The 16,651-nt window shown below is 41.5% G+C and carries 13 protein-coding genes and 3 tRNA genes; 12 read left to right on the forward strand and 4 right to left on the reverse strand.

What is annotated here, in order from left to right:
- Positions 1-128: 128 nt before the first annotated feature.
- A complete protein-coding gene (locus DC077_RS01690) occupies positions 129-1,031 on the reverse strand; it encodes a hypothetical protein (RefSeq protein ID WP_109201035.1) in 903 nt (300 codons plus the stop codon).
- Positions 1,032-1,556: 525 nt separating this feature from the next.
- Between DC077_RS01690 and DC077_RS01695 the strand changes: the two genes are divergently transcribed.
- The 6 genes from DC077_RS01695 to DC077_RS01720 all read left to right on the forward strand — a co-directional run bounded on the left by DC077_RS01695 (position 1,557) and on the right by DC077_RS01720 (position 8,408).
- On the forward strand, positions 1,557-2,756 hold the full coding sequence (locus DC077_RS01695) for an efflux RND transporter periplasmic adaptor subunit (protein WP_109201036.1): 1,200 nt from the start codon (positions 1,557-1,559) through the stop codon (positions 2,754-2,756).
- Positions 2,756-4,759: a MacB family efflux pump subunit gene (locus DC077_RS01700; RefSeq protein ID WP_109201037.1), complete on the forward strand. Its 2,004-nt coding sequence runs from the start codon at positions 2,756-2,758 to the stop codon at positions 4,757-4,759. Before DC077_RS01695 ends, DC077_RS01700 begins: the two co-directional genes overlap by 1 nt.
- Positions 4,760-4,906: 147 nt before the next feature.
- Entirely contained in the window at positions 4,907-5,296 is a 390-nt protein-coding gene (sdhC, locus tag DC077_RS01705) for a succinate dehydrogenase, cytochrome b556 subunit (RefSeq protein ID WP_094568077.1), read from the forward strand.
- A gap of 9 nt (positions 5,297-5,305) precedes the next feature.
- Positions 5,306-5,707, forward strand: coding sequence for a succinate dehydrogenase, hydrophobic membrane anchor protein (gene sdhD, locus DC077_RS01710; protein WP_109201038.1), 402 nt, complete (start codon positions 5,306-5,308; stop codon positions 5,705-5,707).
- A 76-nt stretch (positions 5,708-5,783) separates the two neighbouring features.
- Positions 5,784-7,586 (forward strand): succinate dehydrogenase flavoprotein subunit, encoded by a 1,803-nt coding sequence (gene sdhA, locus DC077_RS01715; RefSeq protein WP_094568075.1) that lies wholly within the window; start codon positions 5,784-5,786, stop codon positions 7,584-7,586.
- A gap of 45 nt (positions 7,587-7,631) precedes the next feature.
- On the forward strand, positions 7,632-8,408 hold the full coding sequence (locus tag DC077_RS01720; RefSeq protein ID WP_109201039.1) for a succinate dehydrogenase iron-sulfur subunit: 777 nt from the start codon (positions 7,632-7,634) through the stop codon (positions 8,406-8,408).
- Between the two features lie 204 nt (positions 8,409-8,612).
- Here the strand turns inward: DC077_RS01720 and DC077_RS01725 are convergent, their stop codons facing one another.
- Positions 8,613-10,376 carry a hypothetical protein gene (locus tag DC077_RS01725; RefSeq protein ID WP_109201040.1) on the reverse strand — a complete coding sequence of 588 codons (1,764 nt, stop codon included), beginning with the start codon at positions 10,374-10,376 and terminating at the stop codon, positions 8,613-8,615.
- A gap of 478 nt (positions 10,377-10,854) precedes the next feature.
- On the opposite strand from DC077_RS01725, the gene DC077_RS01730 reads away from it, so the two are divergent.
- Positions 10,855-11,094, forward strand: coding sequence for a BolA family protein (locus tag DC077_RS01730; protein ID WP_094568072.1), 240 nt, complete (start codon positions 10,855-10,857; stop codon positions 11,092-11,094).
- The gene (murA, locus tag DC077_RS01735; RefSeq protein ID WP_109201041.1) at positions 11,094-12,368 is read left to right on the forward strand and encodes a UDP-N-acetylglucosamine 1-carboxyvinyltransferase; all 1,275 of its coding nucleotides are present in this window, start codon (positions 11,094-11,096) and stop codon (positions 12,366-12,368) included. The genes DC077_RS01730 and murA overlap by 1 nt, the downstream gene beginning before the upstream one ends.
- A gap of 155 nt (positions 12,369-12,523) precedes the next feature.
- Here murA and dsbD read toward each other — a convergent pair whose 3' ends face one another.
- Entirely contained in the window at positions 12,524-14,359 is a 1,836-nt protein-coding gene (gene dsbD / locus DC077_RS01740; protein WP_109201042.1) for a protein-disulfide reductase DsbD, read from the reverse strand.
- A gap of 270 nt (positions 14,360-14,629) precedes the next feature.
- On the opposite strand from dsbD, the gene DC077_RS01745 reads away from it, so the two are divergent.
- Together DC077_RS01745 and DC077_RS01750 are read left to right on the forward strand one after the other, a co-directional pair.
- Positions 14,630-14,705, forward strand: a tRNA-Gly gene (locus tag DC077_RS01745).
- A gap of 186 nt (positions 14,706-14,891) precedes the next feature.
- Positions 14,892-14,967, forward strand: a tRNA-Gly gene (locus DC077_RS01750).
- Positions 14,968-15,011: 44 nt separating this feature from the next.
- Here the strand turns inward: DC077_RS01750 and DC077_RS01755 are convergent.
- Entirely contained in the window at positions 15,012-15,896 is an 885-nt protein-coding gene (locus DC077_RS01755; RefSeq protein WP_109201043.1) for a class II glutamine amidotransferase, read from the reverse strand.
- A gap of 268 nt (positions 15,897-16,164) precedes the next feature.
- Between DC077_RS01755 and DC077_RS01760 the strand changes: the two genes are divergently transcribed.
- Positions 16,165-16,240: transfer RNA gene (locus DC077_RS01760), tRNA-Gly, on the forward strand.
- A gap of 152 nt (positions 16,241-16,392) precedes the next feature.
- Complete coding sequence (locus tag DC077_RS01765) at positions 16,393-16,644, forward strand: SlyX family protein (RefSeq protein WP_192874920.1); 252 nt, start codon at positions 16,393-16,395, stop codon at positions 16,642-16,644.
- Positions 16,645-16,651 lie beyond the last annotated feature (7 nt).

Below are 16,651 nucleotides of genomic sequence, written 5' to 3' on the forward strand. Positions count from 1 at the left end.
ATAGTCAAAGACCTTGCATTTGCAAGGTCTTTTTGTTCCTAGCTCCAGCTATATCTTCCCACCTATACATTACTTTATATCTATTGATGATGGGGATGAATACATTTGAGTAGGTAAAGTTGAGCAGGTTAGAGCGCTTTGATATGGGTTGTCAATTGCGCTCTTGCACTATCAACCGTTAAAGGCTCTTTAAAGAATTCAGGATTCATTACCTCAATCTTACTATAGGGGATTTTATGCATCTTAAAGAGATGCTCAAGGCGTTCGGTCGTAAGCGCATAACTCTCGTAATCTTGTAGGTAATCCTTCATCGCTTCATCATAGATTGAGGGGTGTGCAACATAGAGGGCAACCTCATCGAGCTTCCAATAGAGGATATGCCCACTTCCTAATTGATTGAGCTTCTCTGTCTGATCAAAGATAACCGCTTGCATAATCTCCCAGAGTTCTTCTAATCCAATTTGAATCAGTTGGGACGCAAAAAGGCCATTGAGATCCGCTAAGGTCACGATAGACATATTGAGAATATCTTGCGCAAATGCATTTTGGAAATCGTTTACAATCGCCCCATTCAGATGGGCTTTTGTAATTAATTCAGTCTCCATTTTCTCAATAAAATCTGCCGCCTCTGGGGTATCCGGCATTACGACAGTAAAGGGAAGAACCTCAAGGACATCGGCAAATTCACTCAGCTCTTTATTGAAGTGAAATACCTCAAACTGCTCTTCTGCCGTGCCGATACCGATAATAGAGGGCTTGAAATTTTTCTCTCTAAAATGAATTTTGGAAAGCTCAAAGAGTTGTGTGTAGATCGGGAAGCCGGGTCTAATAATTTGATGGAGATGATAGATCGAGCCCACGCCGATCAAGCCAAAGTTTTGAATCTCCGGAAAGTGGCTCGCAATATTTTGCCCAACGCTCTGAAGAAGTTCAGTCGCGGCCTCTTTATCGAGGTAGAGAGCCTGATCTTCTGCTTTGGAAGTATGTTGAATGACCACTGCAAGATCAATTGTACGAAGTTTGTTATCCATAATATCCTTGCTAATATAAAAAATTAATTTCTCATTGTACGACCGACTAAGGGAGAAAAGCAAAAGAAGCTGAGAATAGTGTAAAGTTCACGCTATAAGAATCTCAATAGATTCTATCAGCATCGTCTTTAACATCTTCATAATCCCTTCCTCTCCTTTTCTCTTTCTACCTCTTTCTACCTCTTTCTACCTCTTTCTATCTCTCTTAAACGTTTCTTTGAATGAATCTTTAAATGAATCTTTAAATGAATCTTTAAGGAGATCGTTGAGCCATCTGCCATCAATCATCAAGCATCAATATTGCCTTATATCTATACGCTCTATGTATAAATATATTGTGTATGGTGTATATGATAGTCTTACTAGTAGTCTTACTATTTAGTAGCAATATCTCCACTTTCCTCTAGATTGAGAAGGGCGTAGAGTAGTATGATTAAGAGCGCTTATTTTACACTTAGACTTGATTGATGGCACCTCTGGCACTATCGCTACTTTAAAATTGGAATGAATAACAAAGTAACCATTATGAAAAAATATCGAAAATATCTTATCGGTGGCATTATTGTAATTTTAGCCCTCGTAGCCTACCTCTATTTTAATACAGAAAAGAAGATTGCCTACCTTACAACTCCTGTTGAGCGGGACGATTTAGAGGTGAGTATTTTAGCCTATGGCAAGATGGAAGCCTCTGATCAGATCGATGTTGGTGCGCAAGTCTCCGGTCAGATAAAAAAGATGTATGTGAAATTAGGGGATAGTGTTAAAAAGGGGGATCTACTTGTTGAGATCGATGATCTACCACAACAAAATGCGGTCAAAGATAGTGAAGCTCGTCTTAAAAATATGATTGCCTCTAAAGCAGCAAAAGAGGCACAGCTACTCAATGCGCGGATCAATTTAGAGCGTCAACAGAAGTTGATACAAAATGGAGCGACAACTCAAAATGAGCTCGATCAAGCAGAGGCAACATTAAAGGTTTTAGATGCTGAAGTTGAAGCTTTAATTGCACAAATCGCACAAGCGCAAATCGCGCTCGACACCGCTGAGCTTAATCTCGATTATACAAAAATCACCTCTCCGATTGATGGTATGGTAGTTGCAACAGTGGTAAAGGAGGGACAGACAGTAAACTCAACCCAAACAGCTCCTACTATTGTGAAGGTCGCCGATCTCTCTACAATGACGATTAAAGCACAAATCTCAGAAGCAGATGTTACGAAACTTCATCCTGGCATGAAAGCTTACTTCACAATCTTAGGAGAGCCTCATCAACGCTATGAAGCTGTATTACGTCAGATCGAGCCGGCAACAGAATCCTTTCAAACAACCATTGGTAATGTTGTTACCAATTTTAATGAGGCGGTCTACTATAATGGATTGTTTGATGTAGAGAACCTTAATAATCTCTTCTATATCGGTATGTCCACTCAGGTGCATATTATTTTAGAGGAGAAGCAAGATATCTTAATGATCCCTATGGCAGCACTCCGTTTTAAACCTTCCTCTATGCCAGCGGTAACCCCGGCAAAAGGGGAGCGAGTAGTCTGGGTCTTAGAAGACCAAGAGAGTGGAAAAATAGCTCCTCGGATGATCAAGGTTGGCCTTTCAAATAGCATTGCTGTTGAGGTGATTTCTGGATTAGAAGAGGGAGAGGCAATTATTACAGCAGAATCGACAGGTTACAATAATGCCGGCAGTATGGGAATGATGGGAAGAAGACGATAATGGGAAAAGAATCTTTGAGCCGACCGATCGGATCGCCACTCATTGAGTTGAAGGATCTTCGACGCTCCTTTCAATCGGGCGATCTCTCTGTTGAGGTCTTAAAAGGCATTACGCTCTCTATCGAAGAGGGGGAATTTATCGCCATTATGGGCGCATCAGGTTCTGGTAAATCCACCTTAATGAATATTATCGGTGGCTTAGATTATCTCTCTGCCGGTCATTACCACTTCAAAGGGCGAGATATTGCACACTACAGTGATGATGAGCTTGCAGAGTTGCGCAGAGAGCACTTTGGTTTTATCTTCCAGCGCTACCACCTCCTCAATAGTTTAACGGCTAAAGGTAATGTGGAGATGCCGGCGATCTATTCAGGGATGCCAGGATCACTTCGACATCGGCGCGCAACCGATCTTTTAACACAATTGGGGCTTTCTGAGCGGGTAGATTACTATCCCACACAACTCTCCGGAGGACAGCAACAGCGAGTTAGTATCGCTCGGGCGCTAATGAATGGGGGTGAAATTATCCTAGCCGATGAACCTACCGGGGCTTTAGATAGTGAAAGTGGTGCGGCAGTATTGGCGATATTAAAAGAGCTAAATCGTGCAGGGCATACCATTATTATGGTTACCCATGATCCTGATGTTGCCAGTCATGCAGATCGTATTATTGAGATTAAAGATGGCTTGATCATTGGTGATGAGCGAAAAAATAATCAAGCGATCGATGCGGGAGAAGAGAAGGGTAAAGAGCGGCAAAAAAAAGAGAAGGGGTGGAAGCGCGCTTCAGGACTCTCCCATTTAGGACTACGTATCAGTAATGCCTTCAAAATGGCTATTCTCTCAATGCTGATGCAACGATTGAGGACCTTTTTAACGATGCTTGGCATCATCATTGGGATTGCGGCAGTGGTTTTAGTAATCGCTTTAGGGCGAGGCTCTACAGATCAGATTATTGCAGATATTCGTCAGATGGGGACAAACACCCTAACGGTCTATCCCGGCACAGGCTTTGGAGATCGACGCTCTCAAAGCGTACAATCACTGCGTCCTGCGGATGTGGAAGCGTTAAAGAAACTCCCCTTTGTGCATAGTGTTACTCCTGTAGTCTCCACTGTTGTCGAAGCTCGCTATGGTAATCAATCAGCGATTAATACCCAGATTCAGGGAGTGGGAGCACAATTTTTTGATGTGCAAGGCTATGAGGTTACAGAAGGAATTGCTTTTGATGAGGAGAGTGAAGCAGCGCTTGCGTTAGAAGCAGTCATTGATGAAAATAGTGTTAAAACCTTCTTTAATGAAGGGAAAAGCCCCATTGGCGAGGTGATCATTATAGGGCAATTACCTGTCCGTGTGATCGGCGTTGCAACATCGAAGTCTCAAGGAATGTTTAGTAGTGATACTATGACGATCTGGATTCCTTACTCTAGTGCTATGCATCGCCTAACAGGGGGAACATCTTTTAGAAATATCACTGTAAGAGTCGATGATAATGTCAATATGGCATTGGCAGAGAATAGTATTACTGATCTATTGATGGATCTACATGGGAAAAAGGATTTCTTTATCTATAACGCAGACGCAATCAAGGAGATGGTAGAATCAACAACGTTAATTATGCGGATTTTAGTCACAGCAATTGCGTTGATCTCATTACTTGTTGGAGGAATAGGTGTCATGAATATTCTTTTGGTCTCGGTAGCAGAGAGAACAAAAGAGATCGGGATGCGAATGGCAGTAGGCGCCCGTAAAAGTGATATATCTCAACAGTTCTTGATTGAATCGGTGTTAGTCTGCCTTATCGGAGGAGTAGTCGGTGTTGCTTTAGCACTCTCGACGGGGTTTATATTAAAACAACTAGGAGGAATGATCCCATTAAGCTTTTCGCTACCCTCAATTATCTTCTCCTTTATCGCTGCATTTTTAATCGGGATTCTCTTTGGATTCTTCCCGGCGAAAAAGGCAGCTGAGCTCGCGCCTATAGAAGCATTAGAGCGTTCCTAAGCTGAATCTATCAGCAATATGCGCAATATCTCAACAATATCTCACCTATTTATGAATGGGAGATTGAAATATTTGTCATAACTTGGCAAACTGATGCAACTTAGGTTTAATCTGTATGTCTTATTTTTTATTAATTGGAGTCTATCTATGAGTCAAAATAAACGGCCTTTATCGCCATTTATGCTCGGTAGCGGATACAAATGGCAAGTTACCTCGGTAATGAGTATTTTGCATCGCGCCTCGGGTGTTGCGTTGGTGTTAGTTCTACTAGTCATTGGTGCTTGGTTGGCGAGCTTAGCTGCTGGTCCAAGTGCATTTGCGACAATGACCGCTTTCTTAAAAAACCCTTTTGTTGTGCTCCTTGTGATCCTTGGAACATTTGCAGCTTGCTACCATTTCTGTAATGGTATTCGTCATCTCTTTTGGGATGCCGGAAAAGGTGTCGATATCGAATCAGCTAAGAAGAGTGCAAAAATCGTACAGATCGCTGCGCCTGTTTTGGCGGTTCTTATTCTTATTGTTGGTTTTGCAGCGTAGGGAAGAGTTATGAAAAAATATCAAACCCCACTAGGTCGAGTTAAAGGTTTAGGATCAGCTCATTCTGGTTCTGTCTCTTGGTTAGCACAGAAAGTCTCTGCTGTTGTATTAGCATTGCTCTTTCTCTGGTTCTCATTCTCATTTGCTAGCCTATATGGTAAAAGCTTTGAAGAGGTACTATTCTGGGTGGGAACTCCGATGAATACCATTCTTTTGGTTGTTTTAGTTGTTGCAGGAATTTATCACGCTATTTTAGGCCTTCAAGTTCTTATCGAGGACTATGTCAGTAAGACCTGTCAGCGCATTGTTATCTTAAGTGCGATGCGTGTCATCTTATCTGTAATTGGTATTGCAATTGTCTGGGCGATTATCCGTGTTGGATTTATCGTTAGCACCATGATGATGCACTAATATGTAGAATATATAGAAAAATATGTAGAAATTTGTAGAAATTTTACAGAATTAATAATTCTCGGAGTTTTAATCGATGAGTAACTTAAAAGAGTATAAAGATTATAAGATTCATGAGCATGTCTATGACGTTGTTGTTGTAGGTGCAGGTGGCGCAGGTCTTCGTGCAACGCTCGGAATGGCAGAAAAAGGTTTAAAAACCGCTTGTGTTACAAAAGTATTCCCAACTCGTTCACATACAGTAGCAGCGCAAGGTGGTGTTTCTGCTGCACTTGGTAACATGGGTGAAGATGATTGGCGCTGGCATATGTATGACACCGTAAAAGGTTCTGACTGGTTAGGTGACCAAGATGCAATCGAGTATATGTGTCGTGAAGCGATCCCTGCGATTTTAGAATTGGAGCATTATGGCCTTCCATTCTCTCGTACAGAAGAGGGGAAAATCTATCAGCGTCCATTTGGTGGAATGACCACAAACTTTGGTGAAGGTCAAGCGCAGAGAACTTGTGCTGCCGCAGATAGAACAGGGCATGCGATGCTCCATACACTCTATCAGCAATCACTCAAACACAATGCTGAGTTCTATATCGAATATTTCGCTATCGATCTTTTAATGGATGAGGGCGAATGTCGTGGTGTTGTTGCTTGGGACTTAGCAGATGGCTCAATGCATGTATTCCGCGCACAGATGGTAGTATTAGCAACGGGTGGTTATGGTCGTGCATACTTCTCGGCAACATCAGCACACACCTGTACAGGTGATGGTAACGGAATGGTTGCTCGTGCAGGATTACCATTACAAGATATGGAATTTGTTCAATTCCACCCAACCGGTATCTATGGTGCAGGTTGCTTAATTACAGAAGGTGTTCGTGGTGAGGGTGGTTATTTAACCAACTCTAATGGCGAACGTTTCATGGAGCGCTATGCCCCTAACGCTAAAGACTTAGCATCTCGTGACGTTGTTTCTCGTTCTATGTTGATTGAGATTCGTGAAGGTCGCGGTGTTGGTCCTAAGAAAGATCATATCTTCCTTCACCTTGAGCATTTAGGCCCTGAAGTTATCGAAGAGCGTCTCCCAAGTATTGCTGAGAGTGCAAGAATCTTCGCAGACGTTGATGTTCGTAAAGAGCCTATCCCTGTTATTCCAACAGTTCACTACAACATGGGTGGTGTTCCAACAAACTACCATGGTGAAGTTGTTACTTTAAGAGATGGAGATCCTGATGCAGTGGTTCCTGGCCTTATGGCAATTGGTGAAGCTGCGTGTGTATCAGTACATGGTGCTAACCGTTTAGGTTCAAACTCACTTTTAGACTTAGTTGTCTTTGGTCGTGCTGCGGCTAACCGTGCTGCGGAAATTTTGAAAGCAGGTGCTGCGCATAAGCCATTAGATGATCAAAAAGTGATCGATATCTTAGATCGTTTTGATAAAATTCGTCACGCTGATGGTAGTATCTCAACTGCTGAATTACGCGATAAGATGCAGCGCGCAATGCAGGAAGATGTTGCTGTATTCCGTATGCAAGAGACGCTTGAAGATGGTGTAAGACGTGTTGATGAAGCTTTCAAACAGTTTGCTGATATTAAAGTTCACGACAGAAGTCTTATCTGGAACTCAGATTTAGTCGAGACTCTTGAATTATCTAACCTTTTAATCTGTGCAGTTGCAACAGTAAAATCTGCAATTAATCGTACAGAGTCACGTGGAGCGCATGCTCGTGAAGATTATCCTCATCGTGATGATGTTAATTGGATGAAACACACTTATGCATGGGTTGATGAAAATGGGGATGTGAAGATCGATTATCGTCCTGTTCACACCTATACGCTCACTGATGAAGTAGCTTACATTGAACCTAAAGAACGTACTTACTAATAGCAACAGATTAGTAAAGAAAGGTTAAATAGAAAGGAAAAGATTATGGCTGAATTTAAATTACCCGCAAATTCGGTTGTTAAAGAAGGTAAGTTCTTTAAAAACGAAAATGCGACCAATAAAAGAGTCTTCAAAGTATATCGTTGGAATCCTGATACAGGTGAGAACCCACGTTATGATCGTTATGAAGTGGATTTAGATGCTTGTGGTCCAATGATTTTGGATGCATTACTCTTAATCAAAAACACAATGGATCCTACATTAACGCTTCGTCGTTCATGCCGTGAAGGTGTGTGTGGTTCTTGTGCGATGAATATTGATGGAACTAATACGCTTGCTTGTACTAAGGCAATTAGCTCTGTTAAAGAGGGTGAAGTTACTATTAATCCATTGCCACATATGCATGTTGTTAAGGACTTAGTTCCTGATTTAACACATTTCTATGCGCAATATGCATCGATTAAACCATGGTTACAGACTGATACTGCAACACCACCACGTGAGAGATTACAATCGATCGATGAGCGCCGTAAGCTTGATGGTTACTATGAGTGTATCCTCTGTGCATCATGTTCAACATCATGCCCAAGTTACTGGTGGAACTCGGATAAATATCTTGGTCCTGCAGTATTACTTCAAGCGTATCGCTTCATCTCTGATTCACGTGATGAGTATAAAGGTGAGCGTCTTGATATGTTAGAGGATCCATTTAAGCTCTATCGTTGTCATACAATCATGAACTGTACTAATACCTGTCCGAAAGGATTGAATCCTGCAAAAGCAATTGCAGAGATTAAGAAGTTAATGGTTGCAAGACATTAATTTATAGCGCTACAAAGTAGATACAAAGTAGATCTATAAAAAGAGAGTGCCGATCAAATGATCGGCACTTTTTTATTAGTGGCTTTATGGAAAAGCCTCTCTTGAGTATATTAAGTATTTTAAATATTTATAGCACCGTTAAACATCATAAGGCGACTCATCTTAGTAGTAGCTGCCTCCAAGATGAGACTCTAAGATGAGACTCTAAGATGAGATATTGCTGGGTTGAGGCGACATATCGATAACACGATGATTACTATCTCGCATCTCAATATTGGTAAAGGGCATACTCCATCCCTCTTTTTGTGCACAACGAAGACAAGCTTCCTGCAAGAGTCGTCCCGATTGGAAATAGTAGCCGGCACCAGATCCTTTCATCGCTACAATCACTGTATAAACTAAAGAAACCCCCTCATTTATACGTCTAAATTCTACACTAATTGAGTTATATTGATCATGCATCCCCGTATGAGAGAGAAACTCCTCAATATAAGCTTTTAATTTTGTAAAGATCTCATCAACAGGTGTTGAGAAGTGCTGATAAGAGAGTCCAAAATCGGCGACAGCATAGTAGCCATAGGAGAGATTCGTAGGTGCTCCGGCAATAAAGTCAGCAGCAGGGTAGATAATAGTACTATTAAATGAGTTGAGATAGACCGACTCAGGCGTAATTCGCTTCACCTCTCCAAAGACACCTGTTGGCAAGATAAAGCTATCTCCCACTTTAGCGGGGAACCAGATCTCATCATTGAGCAGTGGCCGAGATGTTAAGGTCGCAAGCTCCGGTAACATTAGACGAATACGCCCATTATCGATCGCCGGATTGACGAGTGTTGCGCTATATAGTGTGATTCTTTCAATGCGCCATGGGAGCCCGCGATAGATCACTCTCTCTCCCTGTCGTGCCGATCCTAAATTTAAGAAGAGACGAATCTCTGAAAAGTATTTTGGCACATAATTACGAAATGCAAAGATAAGCGCTAAGAGTATTAAGATCGCAATTCCAAAGAGGACCATATCGCCCATAGCATGAAGCACAATAAGATAGGCGATCACAGAGACGATAACAGAAAAGATGCGGTAAGCGAGCAGTAATAATCGCCCCTTTAAGTTGACTCTCTGAATCATCCCTTGCTCCCTCTTAGCTCTTCTGGCAATCAGAAGATCCATCCCTTTAGTTAAGAGATAGAGAACTAAAATAAAGGTAGAGAAGGAGACCACTAAAATTAGCCCACGACCTTTAATAAAGTCGAGCAAACCATCTTTGAGTGATTGCATAAAGCTCTTATCGGTGACCATCGCATCTAACAAAGCTTGAGTTCGCTCTTTCTCCCGAATTAGGTCGGTTAAGAAGGTCTCCCAATTGCTCTGAATAACCTCAAGTCGCTTTTGTGATTCAGGTGTTAATTGATCAAACGGAGCTTTTTGTAGGAAGGCTAATCCCTCCTGAAGCTGAGCGATCTTCTCATTATAGAGTGCTAGATCTCGATTTAAGGTATCTCGTTCTCGTGAGTTTTGCGTTAATCGCTGAATCTCGGCAAAGACTGGCTGTACAATCTGAAGGAGTTCCGCCTGCCAATCATAATTGAGGTCGGTAATATTCTCCTTCTCTTTGATATAGTGCAGATCAATTCCCCCTAGAGCATACTTTTCAAACTCAGCTCGTGCTTGGTTAAGGCGACTTTGTAACTGCTCAATTCGCTCTTTAATCGCAGTAGCGGACTCTTCAGAATCAGCAGAGGCGAGCTCTTTTTTTGCTTGATTAAGCTTCTCTTGGGTATCAATGATCGATTTTTCTGTTGCCTCTAAAACGGCATATGCGTCATTTTCAGCAACAGTTTCTTGTGCAAAAACCACTGTCGCAAAGCTTAAACTAATCAGTAATAGTAGGCTGAGGAGAGACTTAGAGAGTAGGGAGGGAGAGAAGATTTTGAAAGAAGAGTGTTGAGATAACGCTCTATATTGCATTGGATAATCCTTCATATGATTGATCTCTAAATTTCTGTTAGAGAGTTTGATCTAAGAGTTCAATGATTTCCCATGGTAACAAAAAATAGAGCGCTCTCCCTAATGATCACATCACTATTGCCTAAAATTTAGGCGTTTTTTGAAGAGGTTTCCTCTTAGTAGAAGATTATCTCTAAGAGTCATTAAAGATAATCGTTAAAGGTGATCGCTCTTTTTGTGGTGTAACTATTTGAGTTTAGGATAAGGTTGATAAAGTAATAGGCAAAATAATTCTTTTGAGAGTGATCTCTCTTTTACAATCGCTTCTCTGAGTCGTGGTTGAGAGTAGATAAAGAGTGCATTAATTTGATCGATATATGCCAATCATTGCCGGGAACATGGCATAATAGAGCACAACAATTTTCTAAAATTTGTGAGTAGAGAAGGTGGATAGAAATCACACTCCATCACATTTAATTCGGTATAAGGAATATTAAAGATGATGACTAAAGATAAAGTGAAAGCGCTTATTGAAGCAGGTCTAAAATGTGATTACATTGAGGTGAAAGGGGATGATGGCGTTCACTTTGAAGCGATAATTGTTAGTCCTGAGTTTGAAGGTCTCTCAATGTTAAAGCAGCACAAATTAGTTTACGCGACATTAGGCGATCGCCTTGAAACAGAAGAGATCCATGCGCTTGCACTAAAAACTTACAAGCCATCTGAGTGGAGTAAATAATGAGCGAAAAAGAGCGACTTCTAGTTGAAGGAAATGGTCCGCTAAGAGGCTCTGTAAGTGCAAGTGGTGCTAAAAATGCAGTACTTCCCATTCTTGCTGCCACTATTTTAGCAACTGAACCTGTCACTTTAAAAAATGTTCCTAATCTACAAGATGTTATTGTCCTCTCTAAAATTTTGGAGGATCTTGGTGCTAAGGTGCATTTTGAAGGATCAACATTAACGGTTGATCCTCGTTCTATTACAAAGACTCGAGCGAATCATGATTTGGTGATTCAGATGCGAGCATCGATCCTCGTCTTAGGGCCGATGCTAGCTAAATTTGGTCATGCAGAGGTCTCTTTGCCCGGCGGTTGCCCGATCGGTAGTCGTCCTGTTGATCAGCATCTTTTAGGGATGGAAGCACTTGGGGCTGATATCAAGATCGAGCATGGTTATGTATTAGCAACGGCAACGGATAAACGACTTAAGGGAACACATCATACCTTTGATGTTGTAACGGTTACAGGTGTTGAAAATGTTTTAATGGCAGCAGTATTAGCTGATGGTGTCACTATTTTAGATAACTGTGCAAAAGAGCCTGAGGTGAGTGATCTTGCCCATATGCTCAACAGTATTGGTGCGAAAATTGAAGGCATTGGAACAGATCGTTTAACGATCACCGGTGTTGAGAAGTTAGGGGGCGGTGAATATAGCGTTATGCCTGATCGAATAGAGATAGGCACCTATATGGTAGCTGCGGCGATGACCTTTGGTGATGTCACTATTATTGATTGTATTCCAGAGCATCTCGATGCTGTAACAATGGCATTACGACAAGCTGGCGTTAATGTAGAAGTTGGTGATACCACAATTAGAGTCTTTGCAGGTGAACCTCAGTTAAAAGCGCTGCGCCTCAAAACAGCGCCTTATCCTCTTTTAGCAACCGATATGCAAGCACAATTTATGGCGATGGCGGCAATCTCAGAGGGAACCTCAACCATTACAGAGACCATCTTTGAAAATCGCTTTATGCATGCCAATGAATTAGCGCGGATGGGGGCAGATATCAAAATCAATAATCGCCTTGCTCTTGTTGAAGGTGTTCCTCGCTTATCGGGAGCTAGTGTAACGGCAACTGATCTACGAGCCTCTGCGGCATTGATTCTTGCGGGACTGGTGGCAGAAGGAACAACAACAATAGGGGCGCTCCATCATCTCGATCGTGGATATGACTCTATTGAAGAGAAGCTGACCAATTTAGGCGCTAAAATTAAGAGAGTGATTATCGACTAAATTGATGCGCTCAAATGATGAGATCGACTAGATTGAGTCGTTTAAGTAGCACATCAATAAAAGTAAAATAGTAAAAGAAACAAAAAAACGATAAAAAGCCTCAAAGATTCTACATTCTTTGAGGCTTTTTTGTGGCTGTTTATGAGGAATCGCTCCTATTGAGGTGAACCATCATAGTGATTGATAATTGTGCGAAGATGATTTAAGAACTCCTCTTTTGGGACACTTCCCATTACTCTTAATTGTGGAATCTCCTCACCATTTGGGGCAAAGAAGAGCATCGCCGGCGGACCATAGATCTCAAAATGCTCCTGCAATCGCTGATCTTGGTGATCATTGGCTGTAATATCCGCAACAAGGAGATTAATTTTTGCCATCTCATTTTTTACTTCAGGGTCGCTAAAGACATATTTCTCCATCTCTTTACAGGCAACGCACCAATCGGCATTAAATTCTAACATCGTCACACGATGGTTATTCTCTGTAAGAGCATCATTTAGGCCAGCAATTCCTTTAATAGGTGTAAATAGAGCGCTCTCTATCTCTCTTCCAGATTCGTGAATCGAATGAATGCCGAAAAAGAGTGTTGCCAATGCTAAAGCTCCAAAGAATAGACGTGCTTTAGGTCCGCTCTCAACAACCGTTACAATTAACCAGATAGATGTTGCCAATGCGATTGCTGCATAGAGCGTCTGCTCCCAGTAGAAGGGAAGGGTACGACCAATAAAGTAGGCCGCAAGTCCTAGAAGCATAAAACCAAATAGGGTTTTGATCTTATCCATCCAGGGTCCTGCTTTAGGTAAGAGATGTCCTGAAGAGGCTCCTAAAATTAGAAGCGGAACACCCATACCAAGACTCATCGTAAAGAGTGCGGCACCCCCTAATAGATAATCTTGAGATTGTGCCACGAGACTAATAATACCGATAAGTGGCGCAGTAACACAAGGACCAACAATCAGTGCCGATAGCATCCCCATAATTGCCGTTCCGATGTAACTATTCTTATTCGATTGTTGATTGCTTAAGGCGCTCAATTTTGATTGAATTGCTGCCGGCATCTGCAATTGATAGAGGCCAAACATCGAAAGCGAGAGAAGCACAAAGAGAGAGCCAAAACCGATAAGAACATAAGCATTTTGTAGATAAGCCGCCAATCCCTTACCAAAATAGGCCGCAAGTAGTCCCAAAAGAGTATAGACCAGGGCCATCGCTAAGACGTAGACGAGCGAGATTGTAAAACCCTTTTTAGGTGAAAGATTACCACTTCGTGTCAAGATGCCGGAAAGAATCGGTAACATCGGTAAAACACAAGGGGTAAAGGTTAAAAGTAGACCTAAAAGGAAGAAGAGCGGAATCGCTAAATACTCATTATCATGCAGGTATTGAGTTAATCGATCATGCTCAGAGGTAATTTCAGGAAGAGCGGAATTGTTTGAAGAGAGCTCCTTGATCTGATCAAGGCGAGCGTCAACTGTTGGATCAATTTCTAAGGCGAGATCATAATGTTGGGGCGCAAAACAGTAGCCACTCTTAGCGCATCCTTGTGCTTCAATAGTGAAATGGCCGGTATTGATACCATCACTTTTGAGTGTGAAAGGGATGATAGTGGCATCATCATAGATCTCTTGTCTCCCAAAAAACTCATCTTCATGATCAACCCCTTGAGGTAGAGCCCAATCAATAATCTCCCCGTTGGCATTTTTAAGCTTTAAATCGATCTTCTCTTTATAGAGATAGTAATTGGGATTAATCTCCCATAAGAGCAGCAGTTGATGCTCTCCATTCTCAGGGTCACTCTTTTGAAGATGAATTTTCGGAACGAAAGCCTCGGTAGGCTTTAATAGCTTTGTTGGATCGATCCCAATTTTAGTAGCAGTAATTCCTTGAGATTGATTGAAGAGCGTCTGTGCTGCTATTGGCTGAAAGAGAATTCCAGTTACCAGCAACAGCGAGACAAACAACCAATTTTGAATTGTTTTGAGTTTTAGCATCCCTTAGACCCTTTCGATAATCGCATGTTTGTTTTTATCATAGTTCTATATGTTCTATATCTATATGACTCATATAAACATCTATACAAATTTCGTAATAATGCAAGATATCATAAGAGAGAAGAGGCGTATATCTCATTCTATCTTATAGTAGAGTAACTATTGCTCACTTTCGGCGATTATCTATGATTATTGCCATGCTTTGTGTAAAAAGTAGACCAATTATTGACTCTAAGAAAAAAAAGATTATACTTATGCAATCATTGATTTGCGGGAATAGCTCAGTTGGTAGAGCACAACCTTGCCAAGGTTGGGGTCGCGAGTTCGAGTCTCGTTTCCCGCTCCAAAATCAATCTCTTTAATCTCTCTTCATCCTTCTCTATTTTATTAACAAAATAGAGAAAAAGCAGATGAGATTTTGTACAAAATAAACCCAAACAGATCCAGACAGATCTAAGTGTATGTGCAAAATATCTACAGAAGAGTCGATTGACAAAAAGAGAAGAGAGACTATAATAGTCAACATTCCTAAGCGGGAATAGCTCAGTTGGTAGAGCACAACCTTGCCAAGGTTGGGGTCGCGAGTTCGAGTCTCGTTTCCCGCTCCAAATTTAAAAGCCTGATAACATAAAGTTGTCAGGCTTTTTTGATGCTACCATTTTTTCTCTTGTAGTGCAGCCGCGCCAACTTTCGCAGCTAATGTTAGCGCCTCCTCTACCGTGAAAAATTGATCAGGGTCGGGCGCATGACCTGCAATAATCGCTCCCTCTTGAAACATCACAATCTCATCTTTTGCCAATTGATGCCAAACTTCATTGGTTGTCAGGGGAAGTGTGGCAATAATCGCAACCTTATCATAAGGAGTTGTCACTGCAGCAAAATTCACATTAACATCATCATCGAGGAGCGTTGCTTCTCCAAATGGGGCTTGCCGGATTAAGTAATGAAGTAGGGTGCTTGCATGGGCAACCATCCATTTACCATTGGTCAGAAGATAGTTGAAGATCCCTTTAGGTCGAATGATAGCGGTTAATTGTTTAATCTCTTGAAAGAGTGCTTCAGGAGGAGGTTTGTGTGGGAATTTTCTCCGTAAAGCATTCAATATTGCGCAAAAGGCAGCCTCTGAGTCGGTTGTTCCTACCGGTTGATAAAAATCATCCTCCCTTCTTTGGAAGAGTGGATGAGAGAAGAGACGCTGGCAATCGAGATGCCCATTATGAGCAAAGAGCCAATACTCTCCCCAAATTTCACGCATAAATGGATGGGTATTCGCAAGAGAGACCTGCCCATGAGTTGCTTTACGAATATGGGCGATCACATTTTTAGATTTGATCTGATAACTTTTAACAAGATCTGCAACAGGACTAGAGGCACAAGGCTTATCATCTTGGTAGATTCGAACGCCTTTCCCCTCAAAAAAAGCGATCCCGAACCCATCGGTGTGAATATCTGTCTCACCTCCACGTCGACGAAACCCCTCAAAAGAGAAGAGAATATCGGTGGGTGTGTTACAGTTCATTCCTAATAGTTGGCACATCTGATTTCTCCTGCTGCATCACTTAATATGTTGTATTTTTAATGTGTTGTATTCTTATAAGATTTATAGGCTTTATATAAATCATTTTAGCGTTAGTAGTAGAATAAGTCTATTGCATAACTTGCTATCTCAATGTTGCCGCTTATTTTCAGGTTGTTGTTATCTATAATTACAGGTCTATAATCGGCACTCGGCAACATTGCCTCTTTTTTCATCAAAAACTAAGTTGACAGAATTCTATTTTTCTCTATAATTGTATTCCTCTTTTGCGGGAATAGCTCAGTTGGTAGAGCACAACCTTGCCAAGGTTGGGGTCGCGAGTTCGAGTCTCGTTTCCCGCTCCAAGTTGTTAAAAGCCGAACTTTTATAGAAGTTCGGCTTTTTTTATTCCATAATTTCTCTATGGTTCTTGCTATCATATCCCCTATTAATTTAAATAGATGATCTTCAAGCGTCAGTTGAAGAGGGAATCGTAGAGATATCAGGAGTATTAAAGATGGTAGCGCAAAATAGTAAGAGTTTAGAAGAGAGAATCGAAGATTTAGTCGCTCGTGTAGATGAGTTAGAGAGCCGAGAAGCTTTTCATGAATATACCGTTGAGCTCTTAAATGAGACGATTATTTCACAACAAGAGACCTTAGATCGTCTTACTCGTATCTCACAGCAATTGATTGAGAAATTAAAAGAGATGCCTAAAAATGAGGAGCAGGGCTGGTCGCCGGAAGAAGAGATTCCGCCTCACTACTAACCCCTTG

Origin of the sequence: Ignatzschineria cameli, assembly GCF_003121895.1 — a bacterium.
Lineage (GTDB): Bacteria > Pseudomonadota > Gammaproteobacteria > Cardiobacteriales > Wohlfahrtiimonadaceae > Ignatzschineria > Ignatzschineria cameli.